18 protein-coding genes, 1 tRNA gene and 2 rRNA genes (1 of these 21 cut by a window edge) are annotated in these 19,599 nt (G+C 64.9%); 10 read left to right on the forward strand and 11 right to left on the reverse strand.

Annotation, left to right across the window (positions count from 1 at the left end):
* From B6K69_RS12060 to B6K69_RS12070, 3 genes are all read left to right on the forward strand, one after another.
* Window positions 1-798: ribosomal RNA gene (locus B6K69_RS12060) — 23S ribosomal RNA — on the forward strand (it extends 2,034 nt beyond the left edge of the window).
* 86 nt (window positions 799-884) lie between these two features.
* A 5S ribosomal RNA gene (gene rrf / locus B6K69_RS12065) occupies window positions 885-999 on the forward strand.
* A 63-nt stretch (window positions 1,000-1,062) separates the two neighbouring features.
* Window positions 1,063-1,139, forward strand: a tRNA-Met gene (locus tag B6K69_RS12070).
* Window positions 1,140-1,267: 128 nt separating this feature from the next.
* On the opposite strand, the gene tnpC is transcribed toward B6K69_RS12070, so the two are convergent.
* The 7 genes from tnpC to B6K69_RS12105 all read right to left on the reverse strand — a co-directional run bounded on the left by tnpC (window position 1,268) and on the right by B6K69_RS12105 (window position 7,670).
* Window positions 1,268-2,824, reverse strand: coding sequence for an IS66 family transposase (tnpC, locus tag B6K69_RS12075; RefSeq protein ID WP_108643956.1), 1,557 nt, complete (start codon window positions 2,822-2,824; stop codon window positions 1,268-1,270).
* Between the two features lie 54 nt (window positions 2,825-2,878).
* Window positions 2,879-3,202 (reverse strand): IS66 family insertion sequence element accessory protein TnpB, encoded by a 324-nt coding sequence (gene tnpB / locus B6K69_RS12080; RefSeq protein WP_206340516.1) that lies wholly within the window; start codon window positions 3,200-3,202, stop codon window positions 2,879-2,881.
* A 26-nt stretch (window positions 3,203-3,228) separates the two neighbouring features.
* Complete coding sequence (gene tnpA, locus B6K69_RS12085; protein WP_107673214.1) at window positions 3,229-3,618, reverse strand: IS66-like element accessory protein TnpA; 390 nt, start codon at window positions 3,616-3,618, stop codon at window positions 3,229-3,231.
* A gap of 176 nt (window positions 3,619-3,794) precedes the next feature.
* On the reverse strand, window positions 3,795-4,844 hold the full coding sequence (locus B6K69_RS12090; protein WP_108643957.1) for an ABC transporter ATP-binding protein: 1,050 nt from the start codon (window positions 4,842-4,844) through the stop codon (window positions 3,795-3,797).
* Complete coding sequence (locus B6K69_RS12095) at window positions 4,844-5,626, reverse strand: ABC transporter permease (protein ID WP_108643958.1); 783 nt, start codon at window positions 5,624-5,626, stop codon at window positions 4,844-4,846. Before B6K69_RS12095 ends, B6K69_RS12090 begins: the two co-directional genes overlap by 1 nt.
* Window positions 5,623-6,489, reverse strand: a complete 867-nt coding sequence (locus tag B6K69_RS12100) for an ABC transporter permease (RefSeq protein WP_107674434.1) — start codon at window positions 6,487-6,489, stop codon at window positions 5,623-5,625. Before B6K69_RS12100 ends, B6K69_RS12095 begins: the two co-directional genes overlap by 4 nt.
* A gap of 80 nt (window positions 6,490-6,569) precedes the next feature.
* The gene (locus B6K69_RS12105) at window positions 6,570-7,670 is read right to left on the reverse strand and encodes an ABC transporter substrate-binding protein (RefSeq protein ID WP_107674433.1); all 1,101 of its coding nucleotides are present in this window, start codon (window positions 7,668-7,670) and stop codon (window positions 6,570-6,572) included.
* Window positions 7,671-8,036: 366 nt separating this feature from the next.
* Between B6K69_RS12105 and B6K69_RS12110 the strand changes: the two genes are divergently transcribed.
* The gene (locus tag B6K69_RS12110) at window positions 8,037-9,026 is read left to right on the forward strand and encodes a Hint domain-containing protein (RefSeq protein WP_108643959.1); all 990 of its coding nucleotides are present in this window, start codon (window positions 8,037-8,039) and stop codon (window positions 9,024-9,026) included.
* Window positions 9,027-9,135: 109 nt separating this feature from the next.
* Here the strand turns inward: B6K69_RS12110 and B6K69_RS12115 are convergent, their stop codons facing one another.
* From B6K69_RS12115 to B6K69_RS12130, 4 genes are all read right to left on the reverse strand, one after another.
* Window positions 9,136-10,206 (reverse strand): Hint domain-containing protein, encoded by a 1,071-nt coding sequence (locus B6K69_RS12115; protein WP_108643960.1) that lies wholly within the window; start codon window positions 10,204-10,206, stop codon window positions 9,136-9,138.
* A gap of 157 nt (window positions 10,207-10,363) precedes the next feature.
* Complete coding sequence (locus tag B6K69_RS12120) at window positions 10,364-11,155, reverse strand: anti-sigma factor family protein (RefSeq protein ID WP_164681952.1); 792 nt, start codon at window positions 11,153-11,155, stop codon at window positions 10,364-10,366.
* Window positions 11,145-11,675, reverse strand: a complete 531-nt coding sequence (locus B6K69_RS12125; RefSeq protein ID WP_108643962.1) for a sigma-70 family RNA polymerase sigma factor — start codon at window positions 11,673-11,675, stop codon at window positions 11,145-11,147. The genes B6K69_RS12120 and B6K69_RS12125 overlap by 11 nt, the downstream gene beginning before the upstream one ends.
* A gap of 15 nt (window positions 11,676-11,690) precedes the next feature.
* Entirely contained in the window at window positions 11,691-12,824 is a 1,134-nt protein-coding gene (locus tag B6K69_RS12130; protein WP_108643963.1) for a 2OG-Fe(II) oxygenase, read from the reverse strand.
* A 249-nt stretch (window positions 12,825-13,073) separates the two neighbouring features.
* On the opposite strand from B6K69_RS12130, the gene B6K69_RS12135 reads away from it, so the two are divergent.
* From B6K69_RS12135 to B6K69_RS12160, 6 genes are all read left to right on the forward strand, one after another.
* Entirely contained in the window at window positions 13,074-14,864 is a 1,791-nt protein-coding gene (locus B6K69_RS12135) for an ABC transporter ATP-binding protein (RefSeq protein WP_108643964.1), read from the forward strand.
* A gap of 220 nt (window positions 14,865-15,084) precedes the next feature.
* Entirely contained in the window at window positions 15,085-15,645 is a 561-nt protein-coding gene (gene rfbC / locus B6K69_RS12140; protein WP_108643965.1) for a dTDP-4-dehydrorhamnose 3,5-epimerase, read from the forward strand.
* On the forward strand, window positions 15,645-16,688 hold the full coding sequence (gene rfbB, locus B6K69_RS12145) for a dTDP-glucose 4,6-dehydratase (RefSeq protein WP_107674426.1): 1,044 nt from the start codon (window positions 15,645-15,647) through the stop codon (window positions 16,686-16,688). The genes rfbC and rfbB overlap by 1 nt, the downstream gene beginning before the upstream one ends.
* Window positions 16,689-16,713: 25 nt before the next feature.
* Window positions 16,714-17,568, forward strand: a complete 855-nt coding sequence (gene rfbD / locus B6K69_RS12150; RefSeq protein WP_108643966.1) for a dTDP-4-dehydrorhamnose reductase — start codon at window positions 16,714-16,716, stop codon at window positions 17,566-17,568.
* A complete protein-coding gene (gene rfbA, locus B6K69_RS12155; protein WP_108643967.1) occupies window positions 17,565-18,440 on the forward strand; it encodes a glucose-1-phosphate thymidylyltransferase RfbA in 876 nt (291 codons plus the stop codon). The genes rfbD and rfbA overlap by 4 nt, the downstream gene beginning before the upstream one ends.
* Before the next feature lie 122 nt (window positions 18,441-18,562).
* Window positions 18,563-19,564: a rhamnan synthesis F family protein gene (locus B6K69_RS12160; RefSeq protein WP_108643968.1), complete on the forward strand. Its 1,002-nt coding sequence runs from the start codon at window positions 18,563-18,565 to the stop codon at window positions 19,562-19,564.
* Window positions 19,565-19,599 lie beyond the last annotated feature (35 nt).

Below are 19,599 nucleotides of genomic sequence, written 5' to 3' on the forward strand. Positions count from 1 at the left end.
ATTGGCATCAGGAATGTGATGTGCAGGATAGGTGGTAGGCTTTGAAGCGGGGACGCTAGTCCTCGTGGAGCCTCCCTTGAGATACCACCCTTCGCCTTCTTGATGTCTAACCGCGGCCCGTTATCCGGGTCCGGGACCCTGCATGGTGGGGAGTTTGACTGGGGCGGTCGCCTCCCAAATCGTAACGGAGGCGCGCGATGGTTGGCTCAGAGCGGTCGGAAATCGCTCGTTGAGTGCAATGGCAGAAGCCAGCCTGACTGCGAGACTGACAAGTCGAGCAGAGACGAAAGTCGGTCATAGTGATCCGGTGGTCCCAAGTGGGAGGGCCATCGCTCAACGGATAAAAGGTACTCTGGGGATAACAGGCTGATGATGCCCAAGAGTCCATATCGACGGCATCGTTTGGCACCTCGATGTCGGCTCATCTCATCCTGGGGCTGGAGCAGGTCCCAAGGGTATGGCTGTTCGCCATTTAAAGAGGTACGTGAGCTGGGTTTAGAACGTCGTGAGACAGTTCGGTCCCTATCTGCCGTGGGTGCAGGAGACTTGAGAAGAGTTGACCCTAGTACGAGAGGACCGGGTTGAACGAACCACTGGTGGACCAGTTATCGTGCCAACGGTAGTGCTGGGTAGCTATGTTCGGACAGGATAACCGCTGAAGGCATCTAAGCGGGAAGCCCCCTTCAAAACAAGGTCTCCCTTGAGGGCCGTGGAAGACGACCACGTCGATAGGCCGGAGATGTAAGCGCAGCAATGCGTTCAGTTGACCGGTACTAATCGCCCGATTGGCTTGATCTGATCCAGAAACAGCAAGGCACAATCAGAAGAACGACCTGGAACAATACACTGATGTTGCGGATTAATTCCGCTGGGCATTGAACCGGTTTGGTGGTCATAGCGACGGCTAAACTCCCGATCCCTTCCCGAACTCGGCCGATAAGGGCCGTCACGCCAATGGTACTGCGTCTCAAGACGTGGGAGAGTAGGTCACCGCCAAACCTGTCCAATGCCCATCCCCTCTACGATCTCATATACAATATCACCAACCAGACATCATACCGTCGCGGGGTGGAGCAGCCCGGTAGCTCGTCAGGCTCATAACCTGAAGGCCGCAGGTTCAAATCCTGCCCCCGCAACCAAATCTCTTAGCTACATCAATCCCTTATGCCCCGCCCTTCCGCGGGGCTTTCTGCGTTGCAAACGCAGATAAACAGTCAGGCTATAAACGCGCCAAAACTGTAAGCGTTCGCGGGGGACCACGGACGGCTTATCTTGACGGCGTGAAGTTCCACGGCAGCAGGTCGTCGAGGCGGCTTTGCGGGTGGCCGTTGGCGATAGCTGTCAAGGTGGCCTTGAGATAGGCGAAGGGCTCTATGCCGTTGATCTTGCAAGTTTCGATCAGCGAGGCGATGCGGCCCCAGGCGATGCCGCCTTCGTCATGGCCGGCGAAGAGCGTATTTTTGCGATTGAGGGCTATCGGGCGGATCAGGTTTTCGACCCTGTTGGAGTCGATTTCGACGCGGCCGTCGGTCAGGAAGGTTTGCAGCCCGTCCCAGTGATTGTGGATGTAGGCGAGCTTTTCGCCGAGCCGGGATTTGGCGGAGATCTTGCGGCGTTGTGCCTGCAGCCAGTCGCCGAAGGCGGCCACCAGCGGCGCGGTGCGGGCCTGACGGGCGGAGAGGCGCTGGCCGGGCGAGATGCCGCGGATGTCGGCCTCGACGGCATAGAGTTCGGCGATGCGGCGCAGACCCTCGGCGGCGATCTCCGATCCGTCGCGGTCAAAGACTTCCTTGAGTTTGCGCCGTGCATGCGCCCAACAGTGGGCCACCCGAATGGGCGCGCCGCCCTTGCGGGATGGTTTGGTCAGGCGGTTGTAGCCGGTGTAACCGTCAATCTGCAGGATGCCGTCGAAGCCGGTGAGGAAGGTCTCGGCATTCTCTCCCGCGCGGCCGGGGGCATAGAAGTAGACCACGCCGGGCGGGTCCTCGCCGCCCCACGGTCGGTCATCGCGGGCCAGCGCCCAAAGGTATCCGGTCTTTGTCACACCGCGCCCCGGATCCAGCACCGGGGCAGTGGTTTCATCCATGAACAGCTTGGATGACCGCTTCAGATGTTCAGCCAGCCGGTCGACAATGGGTTTCAGGTGGAACGCAGCCTTGCCGACCCAGTCGGCCAAGACTGCGCGGTGCAGATCAAGACCCGCGCGCGCCAGGATCTGGCTCTGCCGATATAACGGCAGATGGTCCGCATACTTGCTGACCAGCACATGGGCCAGCGTTGCCTCGGTCGGCAGGCCGCCCATGATCAGGTGAGACGGCGCAGGGGCTTGGGTCACGCCATCGGTGCAGGCGCGGCAGGCATACTTCGGACGCACGGTCACGATCACGCGCAGCTGGGCGGGAACGATGTCCAGACGTTCCGAACGGTCTTCGCCGATCTTGTGCATGACGCCGCAGCCACAGGGGCAGATCAGGCTGTCAGGTTCGATGACCTCTTCGATGCGCGGCAACGCAGCGGGCAGGTTGCCGATGGTGCGCTTTGGCGCAGGTTTGGCCGCCCCGTCACCTGTTTTGGCGGCACGCGTTTCCTTCTCCGCCTCGACTTCGGCCAGAGCGATGGACAGGTCCTCAAACGCCAACTGCCGTTCATCTTCAGACAGCTTTTCTGACCGCTTGCCATGCAGGGCGTGGTTTAGTTCGGCGATCAGATGCTCTTGCCGACGGGTGATTTCCGTCAGCGCCGCCACGGTTTCCATCAACGCCAGAACAGCCGCACGTTGCGCGGCAGGGATGGTGGAAAGGTCGATGACGGGTGCGGTTTGCATGGGCTGGAGCTACCATAATATCCCCGCAAAAACACGCAAAACCAAATGGTTGGTTCACTCTGCCGCAGCCGGTGGACGCCCCTCCAGCGCCTTTACCTTGCGCCAGTCCAGCCCGGCAAACAGCGCCTCGAACTGGGCATGGTTCAGCGCCATCACCCCGTCCTTGATCGCGGGCCAGGTGAACGTCGCATCCTCCAGCCTTTTGTAGGCCATCACGAGGCCGGTGCCGTCCCAGTATAAGAGCTTCAGCCTGTCCGCCTTACGCGAGCGGAAGACAAAGACCGCCCCGGTGAACGGATCCTTGCGCAGCACAGACGACACCAGCGCTGCCAGGCCATCATGACCCTTTCTGAAGTCGATGGGCTTTGTCGCGACCATGATCCGAACCCGGTTCGACGGGAACATCATGGGCTGGCAGCCAAGGCGCGCACGACCGACGCAATCCGCTCCGCCGAGGCTCCGGTTTCCAGACGGATAGCCACCGCGCCCGCGATGATCTCGGGCCGGTCCGCGGCGCCCACGGCACAACGCGGTCCATCACCAACCGGGCCAATCATCAACGATGCAAATTCCACCGGATCCTCCGGCGCCGGCAGCACCAGCCGCCCTTTGCGCGCCAGCGTCCGCCACGCCGAAACGTGGTTCGCCGGAACACCATGACGCCGCGCGACAGAATTCACCGTGATACCCGGCGTCAGCGTCTCCGCCACGATCCGGGCCTTCACCTCATCAGGCCACTTCCGGTTCCGACGGCCGCGACCGCCAACCGGGAAAACCTCCAATGTAGTCTCCATGGAGAAAATCCATTCCAACAATCACCAAAGTCCAAAGAACCGATCAGGATGAGAGCCGGAAGGTGGGAGGCTGGAAACGCTTACCCAAAACTGCGTGCGACGCCAAGCACAACCAGCGTGCTGGCTTGATGCCATCCGCACGGAATTTGACCGCCGACGCGATCCTCACTCCCCAGCTATTGACGCAGAACGATGGCGTCCCGGCCCGAGAAGCTGATCTCGACGTCGGTGCCGGGGCTGGGGGGCGGCTGGTCCGGGCGGTTGAAGGTGTCGAGCGAGACCCGGGTGCCGGCCATGGTGGCGCGCAGGCGGATGACCGAGCCCATGAAATGCACTTCGTCAATGCGGGCGGGCAGAAGCGCCTCGGCCCCCGGAACGCGGCCGAGGTGCAGCGCTTCGGGACGCAGGGCGATGACCGGCGTGCTGACCTGCAGCGCTTCGGGCAGGGTCAGCGTCTGACCCGCCAGGTCAACCTGGCCTGCGGCGGCGTCGCGCACGGTCACATCGAAGGTGTTCAGCGTGCCGACGAACTGGGCCACGAAGCGGGTGGTCGGGCGGTTGTAGATGTCGAACGGGGTGCCGACCTGATCGGCCACGCCGCCGTTCATCACCACGATGCGGTCCGAGATGCTCATGGCCTCTTCCTGGTCATGGGTCACGAAGATCGTGGTGATTCCAAGTTCCCGCTGGATCATGCGGATCTCGTTGCGCAGCGAGACCCGAACCTTGGCGTCCAGCGCGGACAAGGGTTCGTCCAGCAGCAGGACGCGCGGGCGCGGGGCCAGCGCGCGGGCCAGCGCGACACGCTGCTGCTGGCCGCCCGAAAGCTGGAACGGATAGCGGGCGCCGAAATCGGGCAGGCCGATCAGGCGCAGCATTTCGGTCACGCGGGCCTCGCGCTCGGCCCGGGGCACGCCCTTGACCTTGAGGCCGAAGCCGACGTTTTCGGCCACGGTGAGGTTGGGGAACAGCGCGTAGGCCTGGAACATCATGCCGATGTTGCGGGCATTGGCGCGCAGCCCGGTGACATCCTGCCCGTCGATCACGATACGGCCGGCGGTCGGGCTTTCGAAGCCGGCGACCATGCGCAGCACCGTTGTCTTGCCGCAGCCCGATGGCCCAAGCAGAGAGACGAATTCCCCCTTCTCGACGGCAAGCGAGAAATCCTTGACCACGCGGTTGGCGCCGAAGGACTTTTCAAGATGGTCAATCGAGAGATAGGACATCAGCCCTTTGCCCTTTCGTGTTTGGCAAAACGTGTGGCCAGTTGCATCAGCCCCATGCAGCCCCAGGTCAGCGCGAAGGCGATCACGGCCAGCGCGGGGGGCTCATAGGCGCGGTTGGCGCCCATCAACTGCATGAAGGGGCCGAACGCGGGCCGGTTGAGAAGCGCCGCCATGGTGAATTCGCCCATGACGATGGCCAGGGTCAGGAAGGCGCCGGACAGCACGGCCGCCATCACATTGGGCAGGATGACCCGGCCCAGAATGGTGAACCAGCCCGCGCCCAGGCTTTGCGCGGCCTCGGTCAGGGTGGCCACGTCGATGGTGCGCAGCCCGGTATCGACGGCGCGATACATGTAGGGCAGGGCAAGCGTGGCATAGCCCATGGTCAGCAGGATGTCGGTTCCGACGGCAGAGCCGGTCAGCGGCAGGAAGGACGAGGTGTTGTAAAGGCGGATGTAGCCGAACACGATCACGATGGCCGGAATGACCAGCGGCAGCAGGGTGATGAATTCCACCACGGGGCGGGCCTGCGGCAGCTTGAGCCGCACCCAATAGGCCGTGGGCATGACAAGGAAGACGCCGAAGACGATGGTGGCCACCGCCAGCTTCAGCGAATAGCCGAAGGTTGCCCAGAAGTTCGGGTCGGCGAAGACAACGCGATAGGCATCCAGCGAATATTCGCCGCGCCGCATCCGCAGCGAGAATTCCGCCATGCCGACCAGCGGCAGCAGGAAATAAAGGCCGCCAAGGATGAAGACGATCCAAGCAAGGGTGCGGATCATTTCAGCCACCTCTCGGACCGGACGCGCAGCCAGATATACAGGATGTTCGCCGCTGCCGTGATGAGGATCATCCCGAAGGCCAGCGCGTATCCCAGGTTGGGGTTGCCCAGCACATCGCCCCGGATCTGCGCGAACAGCTTGATCGGCACGATGTTCAACTGCGGGCCGGTCAGGGCAAAGGCCGTTGCGACCGCCCCGAAAGCGTTGGCGAACAGCAGGGCGAAGGTGCCCAGGATCGCCGGGAACAGGATCGGCAGCGCCACCATCCGCCAGTATTGTGCCCCGGTGGCGCCCAGAACCTCGGCCGCCTCGCGCCATTCGCGTTTCAGCCCGTCCAGCGCCGGGGTGATGATCAGGATCATCAGCGGGATCTGGAAGAACAGATAGGTGATGACCAGGCCCCAGTAGGACAGCAGGTTGAAGCCCATTGCGCGCAGGTTGATGCCGAATTCGGTGCGCAGCCAGACGGTGATCAGCCCGACCGGACCCAGCGTCGCGATGAAGGCAAAGGCCAACGGCACGCCGGCGAAGTTGGAAGCGACGCCCGAAAAGGTGAGGAGCGGGCTGCGCAGGAACCGCGGCAACCCGCCAAAGGACACCGCCGCCGCCATGCCAAAGCCCACCAGGCACCCCAGCGCCGCCGTCACGAAGGACAGCTTGATCGAGGTCCAGTAGGCGCTGCGGTTCGAGGCCGTGTTGAGTTCAACGAAATTCTGAAGGGTGAAGCCGCCCCCCTGTGCCTGAAAGGCGCCGATCACGATCTTGATCGTCGGCAGGATCAGGAACAGCAGGGCAAAGGCGAGAAAGGGCAACAGCCCGAGCCACGCCAGATGAGGGCGTATCCGCGAAGGTCTGGTAGCCATGGGGTTCCCTGTCCTGCGGGCTTCTGTTGGCCCGTCTGATGGAACCCGCCCCGGCTGGTGCCGGGGCGGGGAAGGCGGTCTTATTCGACGTTGGCGCCGACGGTGCTGTCCCAGCCGGCGGTGACGGCCGTCTTGTTGTCGTTCACTTCATCCAGCGTGGGGAAATAGGCCTTGGCATAGGCTTCGGCCGGCGGCATGGCATCGAGAACTTCCTTCGAGACCTTGCCCGCCGCAACCAGTTCGTTGAAGCGCGCGGTCTGGCAGCCGGCCTTGATGTAGCCAAGCTGGCCTTCGTCCGAGAAGATGTGCTCCATCCACAGTTTCGCGGCATTGGGCTGCGGCGCATAGGCGCTGATCGCCTGGACATAGACGCCGGCCAGCGCGGCCGATTTCGGGATCACCACCTCAACCGGCGGGTTGCCCTTCAGCGAGTTGCCCCAGCTCAGGCCGTTGTAGTCCCAGGCGATGACGATCGGGGTGGTGCCCTGCGCCAGCGTGCCGGCCTTGCCGATGACGGGAACGAAGTTGCCCGCGTCATTGAGCTGCTTGAAGAACTCAAGCCCCTTTTCGCCGGCTTCCTTGCCGGGCGCGCCGCCCATGGCCATGCCTGCGGCCAGCACCGCCAGGATTGCCTGGTTCGAGGCGCGCGGGTCGCCGGCCAGCGACACCATGCCCGCATATTCGGGTTTCAGCAGATCAGCCCAGTCCTGCGGCGGGTTGGGAACCATGTCCTTGTTCACCACAAAGCCCATGACGCCGTAATAGGCCCCGTACCAGTGACCATCCGGGTCCTTGATCGCGCCGGGAATCGAATCCCAGACCGCCACCTTGTAGGGTTGCAGCAGACCTTCGGCCTGCGACGACGGGCCGAAGGACAGGCCAACGTCGATCACGTCGGGCGCCTGCGGACCCTTGTTGTCCTTGTTGGCCTTGATGGCCTCGACCTCATCGGCCGAGCCGGCATCGGGGTTCAGTTCGTTGACCTTGATCTCGGGGTACTTGGCCTTGAAGGAGGCGATGATTTCGCCATAGCCGCACCAGTCATGCGGCAGGGCGATGGTGGTCAGCATCCCTTCGGCCTTGGCCGCGGCGATGGTTTCCTCTGACTGGGCAAAGCCGGCCGCGGCCGACACCATCACCGACAGGCTGACGGTGGTGCCGAGAATACGCTTGAACATCATCTGGGTCTCTCCCGGGTTGTTTACCGCTCCTCGCCTTGTTCGCGTTTCATGGTGCGACGGCGAGGTTTGCCAGCGAAGTGTAGCGAGGAAGACGGACGCCTCACAAGCCGGATTGTTGAGGCCGGACGCACCGGCGCGACGACGCGGCGTCAAATCGCCTTAAGGGTGTGTTTTGCCTGTGATTCTCATGCCAGGCGCGAGGTTGTGACGGCCAATGCGACAGCCATGTCTCATGCCGGGGGAAATGCCGCATCCAACCCGTAGAGGCGGCCTTGGAATCGCATATTCGATTGACGGAAGCGCACCCCCGGCCCCTATGCTGCCGTTCTGACGAGTTCGGTTTCCGGTCACTGCAGGAGCACCCTCATGCCGGCCTATGAATGGTACGCAACGCCTGTGAACAGCGCCGGAACATCGACGGCGGCCTCGACAATGGTGACGGTGTGGGTGGGGCCTTCGAACCCGGGCGGCTACACCATCTTCATCCTCGACAGCAACGGTGACGGTCTGGTCAATGCGCAGGAATGGCAAAGCTATACCGGGGGCGGGCTTGGTCTGAACGGGGGAACGGCGACGGTGCTGTTCGACGGCGCCCCCGGCGGCGCGGGGATCATCTATTCCGCCACGGCCTATCAGGCGGGTATACCGGGCCTGAAGGCCGGCCTGAGAAACCAGTTCAATGTCGATCCGGCCAATCTGGACGCGACGCCGCCGCCCTGTTTCTGCGCCGGAACCCTGATTGCGGTACCCGGCGGAGCGCGCCCGGTTGAGGAGTTGCGTCCTGGCGATCTGGTGACGCTGGCCGATGGCGGGTCAACGGCGGTCATCTGGGCCGGCCGGCGGCATTTGGGGGCCGAAAGCCTGCAGCAGAAGCGGCATCTTTGCCCGGTCATCATCCCGCAGGGCGCCCTTGGCGGGGGCCGGCCCAGCCGGCGCCTTGCGCTTTCGCCCCACCACCGCGTTCTGCTGAGCGGGCCGCACATCGCTGCGGCCTGTGGCACGGCAGAGGTGTTGGTGCCGGCGATCCGGCTTGTGGGGCTGGCGGGCATCCATCTGGCCGACCCCGGACAGGGCGTGACCTACCACCACCTGCTGCTGCCCCGGCATCACCTGCTGCTGAGTGAGGGGCTGGTGACCGAAAGCCTGTATCTGGGAATCCAAGCCCGCCGGATGTTGCCGGTGGATGTTCGCGACAGCCTGCCTGCCGAACTGGGCCTTGGGCCGGATGAACTGCCGGTGCCGGCGCGGCCGCTGATCAATGGCATCGCCGCACGGCAGGCCATATCGGCATGGGACACCACCACCCCGGCGCAACAGCCCTGCGCGCCGGGCGCCGAACTGGCCGAAACCGCCTGAGACCGGCGCCTTCGCCGTTCCGCGTGGGGTAGGTTCCTGTCGAAGGCAAGCCCTGCCCCATCATAATACTGGCGGGGCAGGGAAGTCCGAAGGTGCCGGCATTCGCCTCTCAGGCTGCCAGATCGGGTTGCACAAGGCTGCGCGCCTGCTTCCCGCGCTGCGGAAACGGGCGTGCGGGTCTGGGCTTCTTTTGCAGGAGTTCGGGGAACAGCATGGCAATTTCCTCACTCGCCGCTTGCCCCAGCGCCTTCAGCGCCTCGGCCCCGGTGAACAGGGATTCCGAAAGCGATTCCTCGGCCCAGACCAGTTGATGCCGGTCGAACAGCAGGTGGACATAGGTCACCGCGGTGTCAGGCATGACCTGTTCCACGCCGGGCAGCCCGGTCAGGTGATGCGCCGCGACAAGGATCTCGTCGCTGCCAAGCATGTTGCGCGCCGCATCCCGGCGCAGGAACATGCGGTGCTGGCGCGACACCAGCAGCTCGCGGCGCGGCAGGCCTTCGCCCAGGCTTCCGACCGCAAACCGGATGGGCCGCAGCTTCGGATTGAGCTGCATCTCGGCGCGCGACACGCGGCGGCGCCCGATCCAGCGCAGCGGCTGCGCCCCGCCGTCCAGCGTCATCACCAGATCGCCGGGACGCAGGGTTTCGATGGGCTGCGGGCCGGTTGGCGTGGTGATCAGGGTGCCGGCGGTAAAGCAGGGCAGGGCATATTCCCCGATCTGCGTTTCAAGAACGGTTTCGTCGGTGGTGAAGATCTGGCCGGGGGTGACGCCGGCGTCGGCCACGATGAAGCCCATCTGGCCGTCGGGCTGGCCCGGAACATTGGCGGTGATCGCCATCCAGCCTTCTTCATCCTGCCGGGCATACCACACGGCATCCGGCTGGCCGATCCCGACCGAGTAGGACTGCCAGGTCGCGCCGTTGTCGGTGGAATATTCGATGATCATCGGCGCACCGGGCACCACATCGTTATCGCCCGGTTCCATGTCGCCCTGAACCGTCAGCCGCCAGCCGGTGATCTGGCTGACCGAGCCGATCGCCCCGGAAGTAACCAGGCGGTCGCCCGGATGCGCGCTGTTGATTTTCAGGTTCTGCGACCCGAAGAAGCCGCCCGTGAAGCCGGACGAGTTGAAATTGCCAAGCTGATTGTTGGCGAAGTTCAGAACATAGGTAGCCACGATTACACCACTTACAAAGGGGACTGGTTACACGGACACTGGCACAGGGCCTGAACGTCAGGCCCGTTTCCGGTGTTATCACCGGCGTCCCGCCGGCGCAAACCCGTCTGCCGGCAGGGGCCGGAAACCGGCGTGAAACCGCATCCGGCGGCAGGGTTTACCCCTGGGTCAGGCTGTGGCGCAGCTCCTCGGCCCCGCGGCGCAGGTCGTTGAGCGGCCCGGAATTGTCGACCAGAACATAGGCCGCCTGGCCCTTTTCAAAGACAGCCAGCAGCCGGCCGTCCTGTGTGGTGGTGTCGACGGGCGTGTCGGCCGCCGCGCCGGGCCCCTTGTCGCTGCGCAGGACGCTGAACAGCATGATCTCGCCCAGGTCCGGGGTGTCGATCACCAGCGCGATCCCGGGGCGGTCCGGCGTTGCCACCACCTGGGCGGCCCGCACGGACCAGCCCGCCGGCAGGTCGGGCAGGGGGATGCCAAGCCGGTCTGAAATCGCCTGGGCGTCCTTCGACATCGGGCCAAGTTCGCCTGACAGCATCAGCCGAAGGGACACCGCATCCTGCGCGTCCAGCGCGGTTTCGAAAATCTTGGCGGTGCCGGAGCCTTGCATAAGCAGCGCCGATCCAGAGACCAGGGACTGCGCCGTCCAGCCGACCACGAACATGGCCGCCGCCGCCGCGAAGGGGGCCCAGTGGCGCAGGCGATGCCGGGCTTCAAGCCCCCGGCTGACGCGGGCCGCCGCCAGATCAAGCCGCGGGTCGGGCGGGGCGTCGATGGTGCCAAGCGCCAGCCGCAGGCCTTCTGTCAGGTGCAGGTCCGACATGACTTCGGCCGCCCGGTCGGGGTGCCGGGCCAGAAATGCCGCCACGGCAAAGCGCCGCTCGCCATCAAGCTGGCCGTTCACGAAGGCATCAATCTCAAGATCCATGTTGGTGTCACGGTCAGGTGTCATCATGTCCTCGCACAAGCCTGAGGCGGGTGGGTTCGGGTTTCTCGGCGGGGCCGTTTTCAAAATCGCGCAGGGCCGCGCGCGCCCGGGCGACGCGCGACATGACCGTTCCGGCCGGAATTGCCAGAACGGCCGCGACCTCGGCCACGCTCAATCCTTCGACGGCCATGAGGTGCAGGGCCTCGCGCTGGTCTGCGGGCAGCGCAAGAAAGGCGCGGCGCAACTGGGCCAGCCGCGCCGCGTGTTCGCCCTCGGGCAGAACGAAGCCGGGCGTGGTTTCCGCCCAGGCCTGTTCGCGGGCCAGCGCGGATTTCCGGGCGCGCAGCGTGTCGATGAAATGGTTGTGCAGGATGGTCATCAGCCAGACACGCAGATCGGCGCCTTCGCGGAAGGTGGCCCGTCGTTCATAGGCGCGCAGAAGCGCGCCCTGCACCAGATCGTCGGCCTCCTGACCGGCCCGCGTCAGAACCCGCGCATAGCGGCGCAGCGCGCCAAGGCAGGGTTCGATGTCAAGCCGGGTCATGTGGCATCTTCCGTTTCACCCCGCACGGTAGCGCGATCCCTTCTCTCCGACCAGGGCGGCATTCCTTTGGCGAAGCTGTGCGGCAGCCTCGTCATAAAGGAACGGCAGAAAGGCGAAGCGGCGGCCGCGTGTCACCTTGCCGACCTTGTGCAGAAGCGAGCAGGAAAAGACCACGGCCCCGCCGGGCGACGCCTTGAAGCTGCGCGGCCCGTATTCGGGGAAGCTGACCTCTCCGCCATCGAAATCGTCGTTCAGGTTGATCGAGACCGCAAAGCGCCTGTGCGCGGTTCCGGCGGTGGTATTGTCCCGATGCGCCGCGAAATGCCCGCCATCCTTGGCAGCATAGCAGGAGACTATATACCGCTCCATCCGGGTGACCTTGAACTGATGGACCTTGGCAATTTCCGGCACCACGCGCTGCGCAATGCGCGACCGGAGCCCGGCGATGAGGTTCATGTCGTGAATGTCATAGTCCTTGCGGCGTTTGTGCCTGGCATCGCTTATGCCGACGGTGCGGCCGCCGACATCGCGCATGAAGCCGCTTTCGTGGCCGCCGTTGGTTTCGTAAAGCCCGATCAGGTGGCGGCACAATTCCAGTTCAAAGACATTCGGCAGGTAAAGGACGGGCGCCTGCAGCTCGATCCCGGCAAAGCGGGCCGGCGGGGGCAGGGTTTCAAGCAGCCGGATGAAGGCGGCCGCGTCGCTGCCATCTTCGCGGAACGGGACCGTGGCGATGATCCGCATGGTCGGGTCAAGCAGCAGCCAGAATCGGGTTGCGGGCAGGGCGGGGGGCCGGGCGTCCGGGGCCGCCGCGCCGTAAAGCCGGGCGACCGAAAGATTGAAATCCCAGAACACGCGGAAACCGGGAAGCTGGTTGGCAAGCCGGTTTTCGGTTTCGTCGGTCGGGTCGTTGCTGACCAGAAAACAGGCCGCGGTCACATCGTTGAACAGATCGGGCCGCGCCAGAACCGCCCCGGCCGCCGCGCGGGATTGCGCATCGGCCGCCGAACCCAGGAAGCACAGCGCCAGATAGCGGCCGGCCGCGGTGTCAAAGTTGAACTGCGGATTGGCCGGGGTGCGCTGGGTGAAAGGCGGGGCCGGTTCGCCGGGCAGGGGAATTTCCGTCCGGGTGGGGGTGGTGCTGGACATACGCGCGCCTTACCTGTGATGCAGTTGCCCTGCATACGGAGCCCCTGTTCATCTTCATCCCGCAGACCTGACGTTTTTTCTGCGGATGGTCCGGCCGCCCGCCGGCGTATCGGCGATCTGCGGTTCCTTGCCGTTTGCCGCCGGTTCCGGCCGGGTGCCTTCGTCATGGCCGTGACGCCACCCGCCCGCTCTGCTATCAGCGCGCCTGTAATCGTGTGGCCCTGTAAGAACCAAGTGAGAAGACCCCCGATGCCGAAGGAAAAGTCCGGCCTGGCCGGCTGGCTGGAGAGAAAGACCGCCGACAGCCTGCTTGTCCGGCTTCTGGTCGAAAGCTTTCCCGAGCATAAGGCGCATTACTTCGCGGCCATCATCGCGATGGTCTTCGTGGCGGGCACCACCGCCGCCTCGGCCTGGATCATGGGCGCGATCGTCGATTCGATGACGGCGCCGGACAGGTCGCGGGTGTATCTGGTGGCGGCCGGGGTGGCGGTGATCTTCTTCCTGAAGGGCATCGCGTCTTTTGCGCAGGCCGTTCTGATGGCGCGGGCGGGAAACCGCATCGTGGCGCAAAAGCAGGTTCAGCTTTACCGCAAGCTGCTGGACCAAGGTGTTGCCTTCTTCAACAACACCGAGTCGTCCGATGTTCTGCTGCGCGTGACCCAAAGCGCGCAGATGGCCCGTTCGGTGATTGACGTGATCGTCACCGGCTTCGTGCGCGACATGCTGACGCTGATCGGGCTGGTGGCGGTGATGATCTACCAGCAACCGCTGCTTTCGGCGGTGTGTCTCATTGTCGGGCCGGCGGCTGTTTTCGGGGTGCAGCTCATCCTGCGGAAGGTGCGTCATGTCATGGCGCAGGAAATGGCCGGCCTGACAGAGATCATCAAGGTCGTTCAGGAAACCTCGACCGGTGCCCGCGTGGTCAAGGCCTTTGCCCTTGAAAGCCAGATGGCGCAGCGGATGGAAACCGCCGTGCGTCAGGTTGAGAAGCGGGCGAACAAGATGGTCCGGCTGGAGGCGGCGACCTCGCCGCTGATGGACACGATCACCGGGCTGGCGATTGCCGGGATTGTCCTGCTCAGCGCGGTGCAGGTCTTCGGGCAGGCGGCGGGCACCGCCGGGCAGTTGATGTCATTCGTGACGGCCTTCCTGATGGCCTATGAGCCGGCCAAGCGCCTGTCGCGGATGCGGGTGACGATCGAAGGCGGCATGGTGGGCGTGCGGATGATGTATGCCCTGCTGGACCAGCCGCGCAGCCTGACAGAAGCGCCGGACGCGGTTGATCTGACCGACGGGCCTTCGGGGCTGCGGCTTGAGGATGTGCGCTTTTCCTATGCGCCGGACCGGCCGGTGATCGACGGCATCACGCTGGATTTCGCGGAAGGCACGACCACCGCGCTGGTGGGGCCGTCAGGCGGCGGCAAGTCTACCCTGCTGAACCTGATGCTGCGGATGTATGACGCCGACAGCGGCCGGGTTCTGGTGGATGGAACCGACATCCGGCAGGTGACCTTTGCCTCGCTGCGGCGCAAGATTTCCTATGTTGGCCAGGACACGTTCCTGTTCTCGGCCAGCGTGATGGACAACCTGCGCATGGTGCGCCCCCAGGCCAGCGATGAGGAAATCATCGAGGCGGCGCGGGTCGCACATGCCGACGAGTTCATCAGAAGTTTCCCGCAGGGCTACCAGACCCAGATCGGCGAGAACGGCACCTTCCTGTCCGGCGGGCAGCGCCAGCGCCTTGCCATCGCGCGGGCGGTTCTGCGCAAGGCGCCCATTCTGCTGCTGGATGAAGCGACCAGCGCGCTGGACAGCCATTCCGAGGTTCTGGTGCGCGACGCGCTGGATCGCATCACGCAAGGGGTGACCACCATCGTGGTTGCGCACCGCCTGTCAACCGTGATGCGCGCGGACCGCATCTGCTATATCGAGGGCGGCCAGGTCGCGGAGGCCGGCACCCTGCATGATCTGCTGCAGGCCGGCGGCAAGTTCCGGGCGCTTTATGATCAGCAGTTCGCGGGCGGCGAAAATTCCCCCTGAACGGGTGCCGCGACGGTGACTATCCTGTGTTGCCGGCAGGCGGGAATCGGCGTTCAGGATTTCTTGGTATTTTCGTGTGTTTAGCTTGAATCCGCCGATTTTCCGCCCTGCCGGCCCCGCGTGCCGCAACGGAACTGTGGTCGGCATTGACGGTTGTGGGAAGCGGACTTACGGACTGGCGAAACGTGTTGGTCTGACTGGAGGCCCTGTGGGCGGTAATATGATTTCGGATGGCCTTGCCGATGTGGTGGTTCTGACGCCGCGCCGGTTTGGCGATGAGCGGGGTTGGTTCTGCGAGACGTTCAGCGCGGCGCGGATGGCCGAGGCGGGGTTGGGGCATCTGAACTGGGTGCAGGACAACCACAGCTTCAGCGCCGCCAAGGGCACGCTGCGCGGGTTGCATTATCAGGCGCCGCCCCATGCGCAGGACAAGCTGGTGCGCTGCTCTCGCGGCGCGATTCTGGATGTGGCGGTGGATTTCCGCGCCGGCTCTCCGACCTTTGCCAAATGGGTTGCGGTGGAACTGAGCGCCGCGAATGGCCAGCAGTTGCTGGTGCCCAAGGGGTTCCTGCACGGTTTCGTGACGCTGACCGACGACACCGAGGTGCAGTACAAATGCACCGATTTCTATGCACCCGATTGTGACGGGGCCGTCCGCTGGGACGACCCGCAGATCGGAATCGACTGGGGCCTGACCGCGCCGCCGGTGCTGTCGGCCAAGGATGCCACCGCGCCGCTGCTGGCCGATGCGCCGCGCCCCTTCCAGTGGGAGAACAAGTGATGAAGTTGCTGGTTACCGGCGGAATGGGGTTCATCGGCAGCGCCGTGGTGCGGCTGGCGGTGGCCCGCGGGCATGAGGTGGTGAACCTTGACGCGATGACCTATGCCGCCTGCGAGGCGAATGTCGCGCCTGTGTCGGGATCGAACCTGTACAGCTTTGAACAGGCCGACATCCGCGACCGCGCCGCGCTGGAGCGGGTCTTTGCCACGCATAACCCCGATGCGGTGATGCATCTGGCGGCGGAAAGCCATGTCGACCGTTCGATCGACGGTCCGGCGGATTTCGTGGAAACCAACATCACCGGCACCTTCAACATGCTGGAAGCCGCCCGCGCCCACTGGATGCGGCAGGGCCGCCCGTCCGGCTTCCGGTTCCACCACATCTCGACCGACGAGGTGTTCGGCAGCCTGGGCGCCGAAGGGCAGTTCACCGAGGACACGCCCTATGATCCGCGCAGCCCCTATTCGGCGTCAAAGGCGGCCAGCGACCATCTGGTCCGCGCCTGGGCCGAGACCTATGGCCTGCCGGTGGTACTGACCAACTGTTCCAACAATTACGGCCCCTATCACTTCCCCGAGAAGCTGATCCCGGTCACGATCCTGAACGCGCTGCATGGCCGGCCGATCCCGGTTTACGGCACGGGCGAGAATGTGCGCGACTGGCTGTATGTGGAAGACCACGCCGATGCGCTGCTTCTGGTGGTGCAGAAGGGGGCGGTCGGGCGCAGCTACAACATCGGCGGCGAGAACGAGCGGCGCAACATCGACCTGGTGCGCACGATCTGCGCCCTGCTGGACGAGATGCAGCCCCGGGCCAAGGGCAGCTATGCCGAGCAGATCACCTTTGTGACCGACCGGCCGGGGCATGACGCGCGCTATGCCATCGACCCGGCCCGCATCCGCACGGAACTGGGCTGGCGGCCCAGCGTGACGGTTGAGGAAGGGCTGCGCCGCACGGTGCGCTGGTATCTGGACAACGAAGCCTGGTGGCGCCCGCTGCTGGAACGGCAGGGCGTGGGGCAACGGCTGGGAACGCGGGCATGAGCGCCGGACCGCAGGAGGCCGCGCGATGAAGCTGCTTGTCATCGGGAAAACCGGACAGGTCGCGCAGGAACTGGCGCGTTCCCTGCCTGCCGATGTGACGGCCCGGTTCCTGGGCCGGGACGAGCTTGACCTTGCCAACCCTGCGGCGGCGGCGCAGGCCGTTGCGGGGGGCGAGGCCGACGCCGTGATCAACGCCGCCGCCTGGACGGCAGTGGACAAGGCCGAGACCGAGGAAGCCGCCGCGCATCTGGTGAACGCCGCCGCGCCTGCGGCCATGGCCGAAGCTGCCGCGCGGCGCGGGATTCCCTTCCTGCACATCTCGACCGATTACGTCTTTGACGGGGCCGGCACCCGCGCCTTCCGCCCGGATGACAAGACCGGCCCGCTGGGCGCCTATGGCCGCACCAAGCTGGCTGGCGAACAGGGCGTGCGGGCGGCCGGAGGGGCGCATCTGATTTTGCGGACCAGTTGGGTTGTTTCGGCCCATGGCAGCAACTTCGTGAAAACGATGCTGCGCCTGGGGCAGGACCGCCCGGTCCTGCGCGTGGTGGCCGATCAGGTGGGGGGGCCGACCCCCGCCGCCGATATTGCCGCTGCGCTGATCACCGCCGCGCGGGCCATGGTGCAGGGCGCCCCCGGCGGCACGCATCATTTCTCGGGCGCGCCGGACGTAAGCTGGGCGGATTTTGCCCGCGCGATCATGGCCACGGCCGGCCTGCCCGCGCAGGTGGAAGACATCACCACCGCCGACTATCCCACCCCGGCCCGCCGACCGGCCAATTCGCGGCTGGACTGTTCGGCCTTTGCCGCCGCCTTCGGCGTAACGCGCCCCGACTGGCGCGAAGGCCTTGATCGTATCGTGAAGGAGCTTGTCGCATGACGCTTGCCAGAAAGGGCATCATTCTGGCCGGGGGGTCCGGCACCCGGCTTTGGCCCATCACGCTGGGCGTGTCGAAGCAACTGCTGCCGGTGCATGACAAGCCGATGATCTATTACCCGCTGAGCGCCCTGATGCTGGGCGGTATGCGCGAGGTGGCGATCATCACCACGCCCGAGGATCAGGCACAGTTCCAGCGCCTGCTGGGCGATGGCAGCACCTATGGAATGCGGTTTGAATGGATCGTGCAGCCCAGCCCGGACGGGCTGGCGCAGGCCTATCTTCTGGCCGAGGATTTTCTGGCCGGTGCCCCCAGCGCGCTGGTTCTGGGCGACAACATCTTTTTCGGTCATGGCCTGCCCGAACTGCTGGGCGCGGCAGATGCCCGGCCGGATGGCGGCACCGTCTTCGGCTATCGCGTTGCCGACCCCGAGCGCTATGGCGTGGTTGATTTCGATGAGGCGGGCCGCGTCCGCGCCATCATCGATAAACCAGCGAAGCCACCGTCGAACTATGCGGTGACCGGGCTTTACTATCTGGACGGTCGCGCCCCCGAACTGGCGCGGCGGGTCAAACCTTCGGCCCGGGGCGAGCTGGAGATTGCCGATCTGCTGGAAATCTACCGCGCCGAAGGCAGCCTGAACGTTGAACTGCTGGGGCGCGGGTTCGCCTGGCTGGACACCGGCACCCATGGCAGCCTGCTGGACGCCGGCAACTTCGTGCGCACCCTGGAAGAACGCCAGGGCCTGCAGGTGGGGTGCCCGGACGAAATTGCCTTCCGCAAGGGGTGGATCAGCCGCGAGACGCTGCGCGAGCGCGCAAAGCTTTTCGCGAAGAACAAATACGGGCGTTATCTGAACGATATCGCTGGCTAAGGTTTCGGTTGCGCCGGCTGTCTCGACGTGTGCTTTGGACGGAGTTGGTTGTGGTTACTGGTTGGAAAGTCCGCCGCGAATTGGAGCGGCTATGGCAACAGACGAAGGGGATCGGCAATCAGTTGACCGACCCCGTGGCGCAGCGCAGGCTGGACAGTCTGGTGGAGGACGGTCTTCCGCTGCTGCAGGGCGCCATGCCCCGGGCCGACAAGATTGCGCTGCTCCTGATCTTCCAGCCGTCGGGGATTCAGCAGTCCACGCTTCGGACCTGCCGCTGGCTGGCAGAGGCTGGCTATGCGCCGCTGGTGGTGTCGAACGCGCAGATCGCAGAGGAAGATCGCGAGCCGCTGGCCGAGGTCGTCTGGCGCGCGGTGGAGCGGCCAAACTTCGGCTATGACTTCGGCGGTTATCGCGACGGGCTGACCTGCCTTGCGCAATGGGGCGTTGAGCCCGAGGAACTGCTGATCCTGAACGACAGCATCTGGCTGCCCGTACTGCCCGAAACCGACATCCTGGCACGGCTGGCCTTGGAACCCGCCGAGATTGCCGGGACCATCCTGCGCGAGCGGGGCGAGGAACGGTTTCTGGAAAGCTATCTTTACCGGCTGCGGCGCCCGGCGCTGGAACATCCGGCCTTCTCGACCTTCTGGAAGGATCTGCAGCTTACCTCGAACAAGTATCACGTCATCCGCCGGGGCGAGCGGGGGTTCAGCGCGGCGATGCGGGCCGCGGGTCTGCGCGTGGCCGGGGTTTACGACACATCGGCGCTGGTGGACCGGATCGCGGATCAGGACACCGATTTCCTTGAGCGGACGTTGCATTACGGCGCCTATATCGACCCCAAGCTTGCCGCCGAGCGGGACCGGCTGCTGTCATGGCGCCGACCGGGCTGGCAGACCGCGGCGCTGGATCATGTGAGCCAGGTGCTGCAAAAGCGCATGGCCTATTCCAGCTTTCCCTATGCCATGGTGCATCTGACAGGCTATCCGCTGCTGAAGAAATCGTCCGAGCCGATCAGCCGGGCCTGGCGGGTGGCGCATATGAAGGCCATGGATGCCGGCGATCTGCCGCCACCACCGCCGACCTTGCTGACCGAAATCCGCGCCCGCGACAGCGGACGCTGACCGCCCGCGCGGCGGCCAGGAGCCGTTTCGCCGGA

Source organism: Pseudogemmobacter blasticus, assembly GCF_003071405.1.
In the GTDB taxonomy this organism is placed as follows: domain Bacteria; phylum Pseudomonadota; class Alphaproteobacteria; order Rhodobacterales; family Rhodobacteraceae; genus Pseudogemmobacter; species Pseudogemmobacter blasticus.

What these genes read in the sequence shown, in the direction of transcription:
- tnpC (WP_108643956.1), bottom strand. Translation starts at nt 2,824, where the DNA reads ATGCAAACCGCACCCGTCATCGACCTTTCCACCATCCCTGCCGCGCAA.
- tnpB (WP_206340516.1), bottom strand. Translation starts at nt 3,202, where the DNA reads ATGGTCGCGACAAAGCCCATCGACTTCAGAAAGGGTCATGATGGCCTG.
- tnpA (WP_107673214.1), bottom strand. Translation starts at nt 3,618, where the DNA reads ATGGAGACTACATTGGAGGTTTTCCCGGTTGGCGGTCGCGGCCGTCGG.
- B6K69_RS12090 (WP_108643957.1), bottom strand. Translation starts at nt 4,844, where the DNA reads ATGTCCTATCTCTCGATTGACCATCTTGAAAAGTCCTTCGGCGCCAAC.
- B6K69_RS12095 (WP_108643958.1), bottom strand. Translation starts at nt 5,626, where the DNA reads ATGATCCGCACCCTTGCTTGGATCGTCTTCATCCTTGGCGGCCTTTAT.
- B6K69_RS12100 (WP_107674434.1), bottom strand. Translation starts at nt 6,489, where the DNA reads ATGGCTACCAGACCTTCGCGGATACGCCCTCATCTGGCGTGGCTCGGG.
- B6K69_RS12105 (WP_107674433.1), bottom strand. Translation starts at nt 7,670, where the DNA reads ATGATGTTCAAGCGTATTCTCGGCACCACCGTCAGCCTGTCGGTGATG.
- B6K69_RS12110 (WP_108643959.1), top strand. Translation starts at nt 8,037, where the DNA reads ATGCCGGCCTATGAATGGTACGCAACGCCTGTGAACAGCGCCGGAACA.
- B6K69_RS12120 (WP_164681952.1), bottom strand. Translation starts at nt 11,155, where the DNA reads ATGACACCTGACCGTGACACCAACATGGATCTTGAGATTGATGCCTTC.
- B6K69_RS12125 (WP_108643962.1), bottom strand. Translation starts at nt 11,675, where the DNA reads ATGACCCGGCTTGACATCGAACCCTGCCTTGGCGCGCTGCGCCGCTAT.
- B6K69_RS12130 (WP_108643963.1), bottom strand. Translation starts at nt 12,824, where the DNA reads ATGTCCAGCACCACCCCCACCCGGACGGAAATTCCCCTGCCCGGCGAA.
- B6K69_RS12135 (WP_108643964.1), top strand. Translation starts at nt 13,074, where the DNA reads ATGCCGAAGGAAAAGTCCGGCCTGGCCGGCTGGCTGGAGAGAAAGACC.
- rfbC (WP_108643965.1), top strand. Translation starts at nt 15,085, where the DNA reads ATGATTTCGGATGGCCTTGCCGATGTGGTGGTTCTGACGCCGCGCCGG.
- rfbB (WP_107674426.1), top strand. Translation starts at nt 15,645, where the DNA reads ATGAAGTTGCTGGTTACCGGCGGAATGGGGTTCATCGGCAGCGCCGTG.
- rfbD (WP_108643966.1), top strand. Translation starts at nt 16,714, where the DNA reads ATGAAGCTGCTTGTCATCGGGAAAACCGGACAGGTCGCGCAGGAACTG.
- rfbA (WP_108643967.1), top strand. Translation starts at nt 17,565, where the DNA reads ATGACGCTTGCCAGAAAGGGCATCATTCTGGCCGGGGGGTCCGGCACC.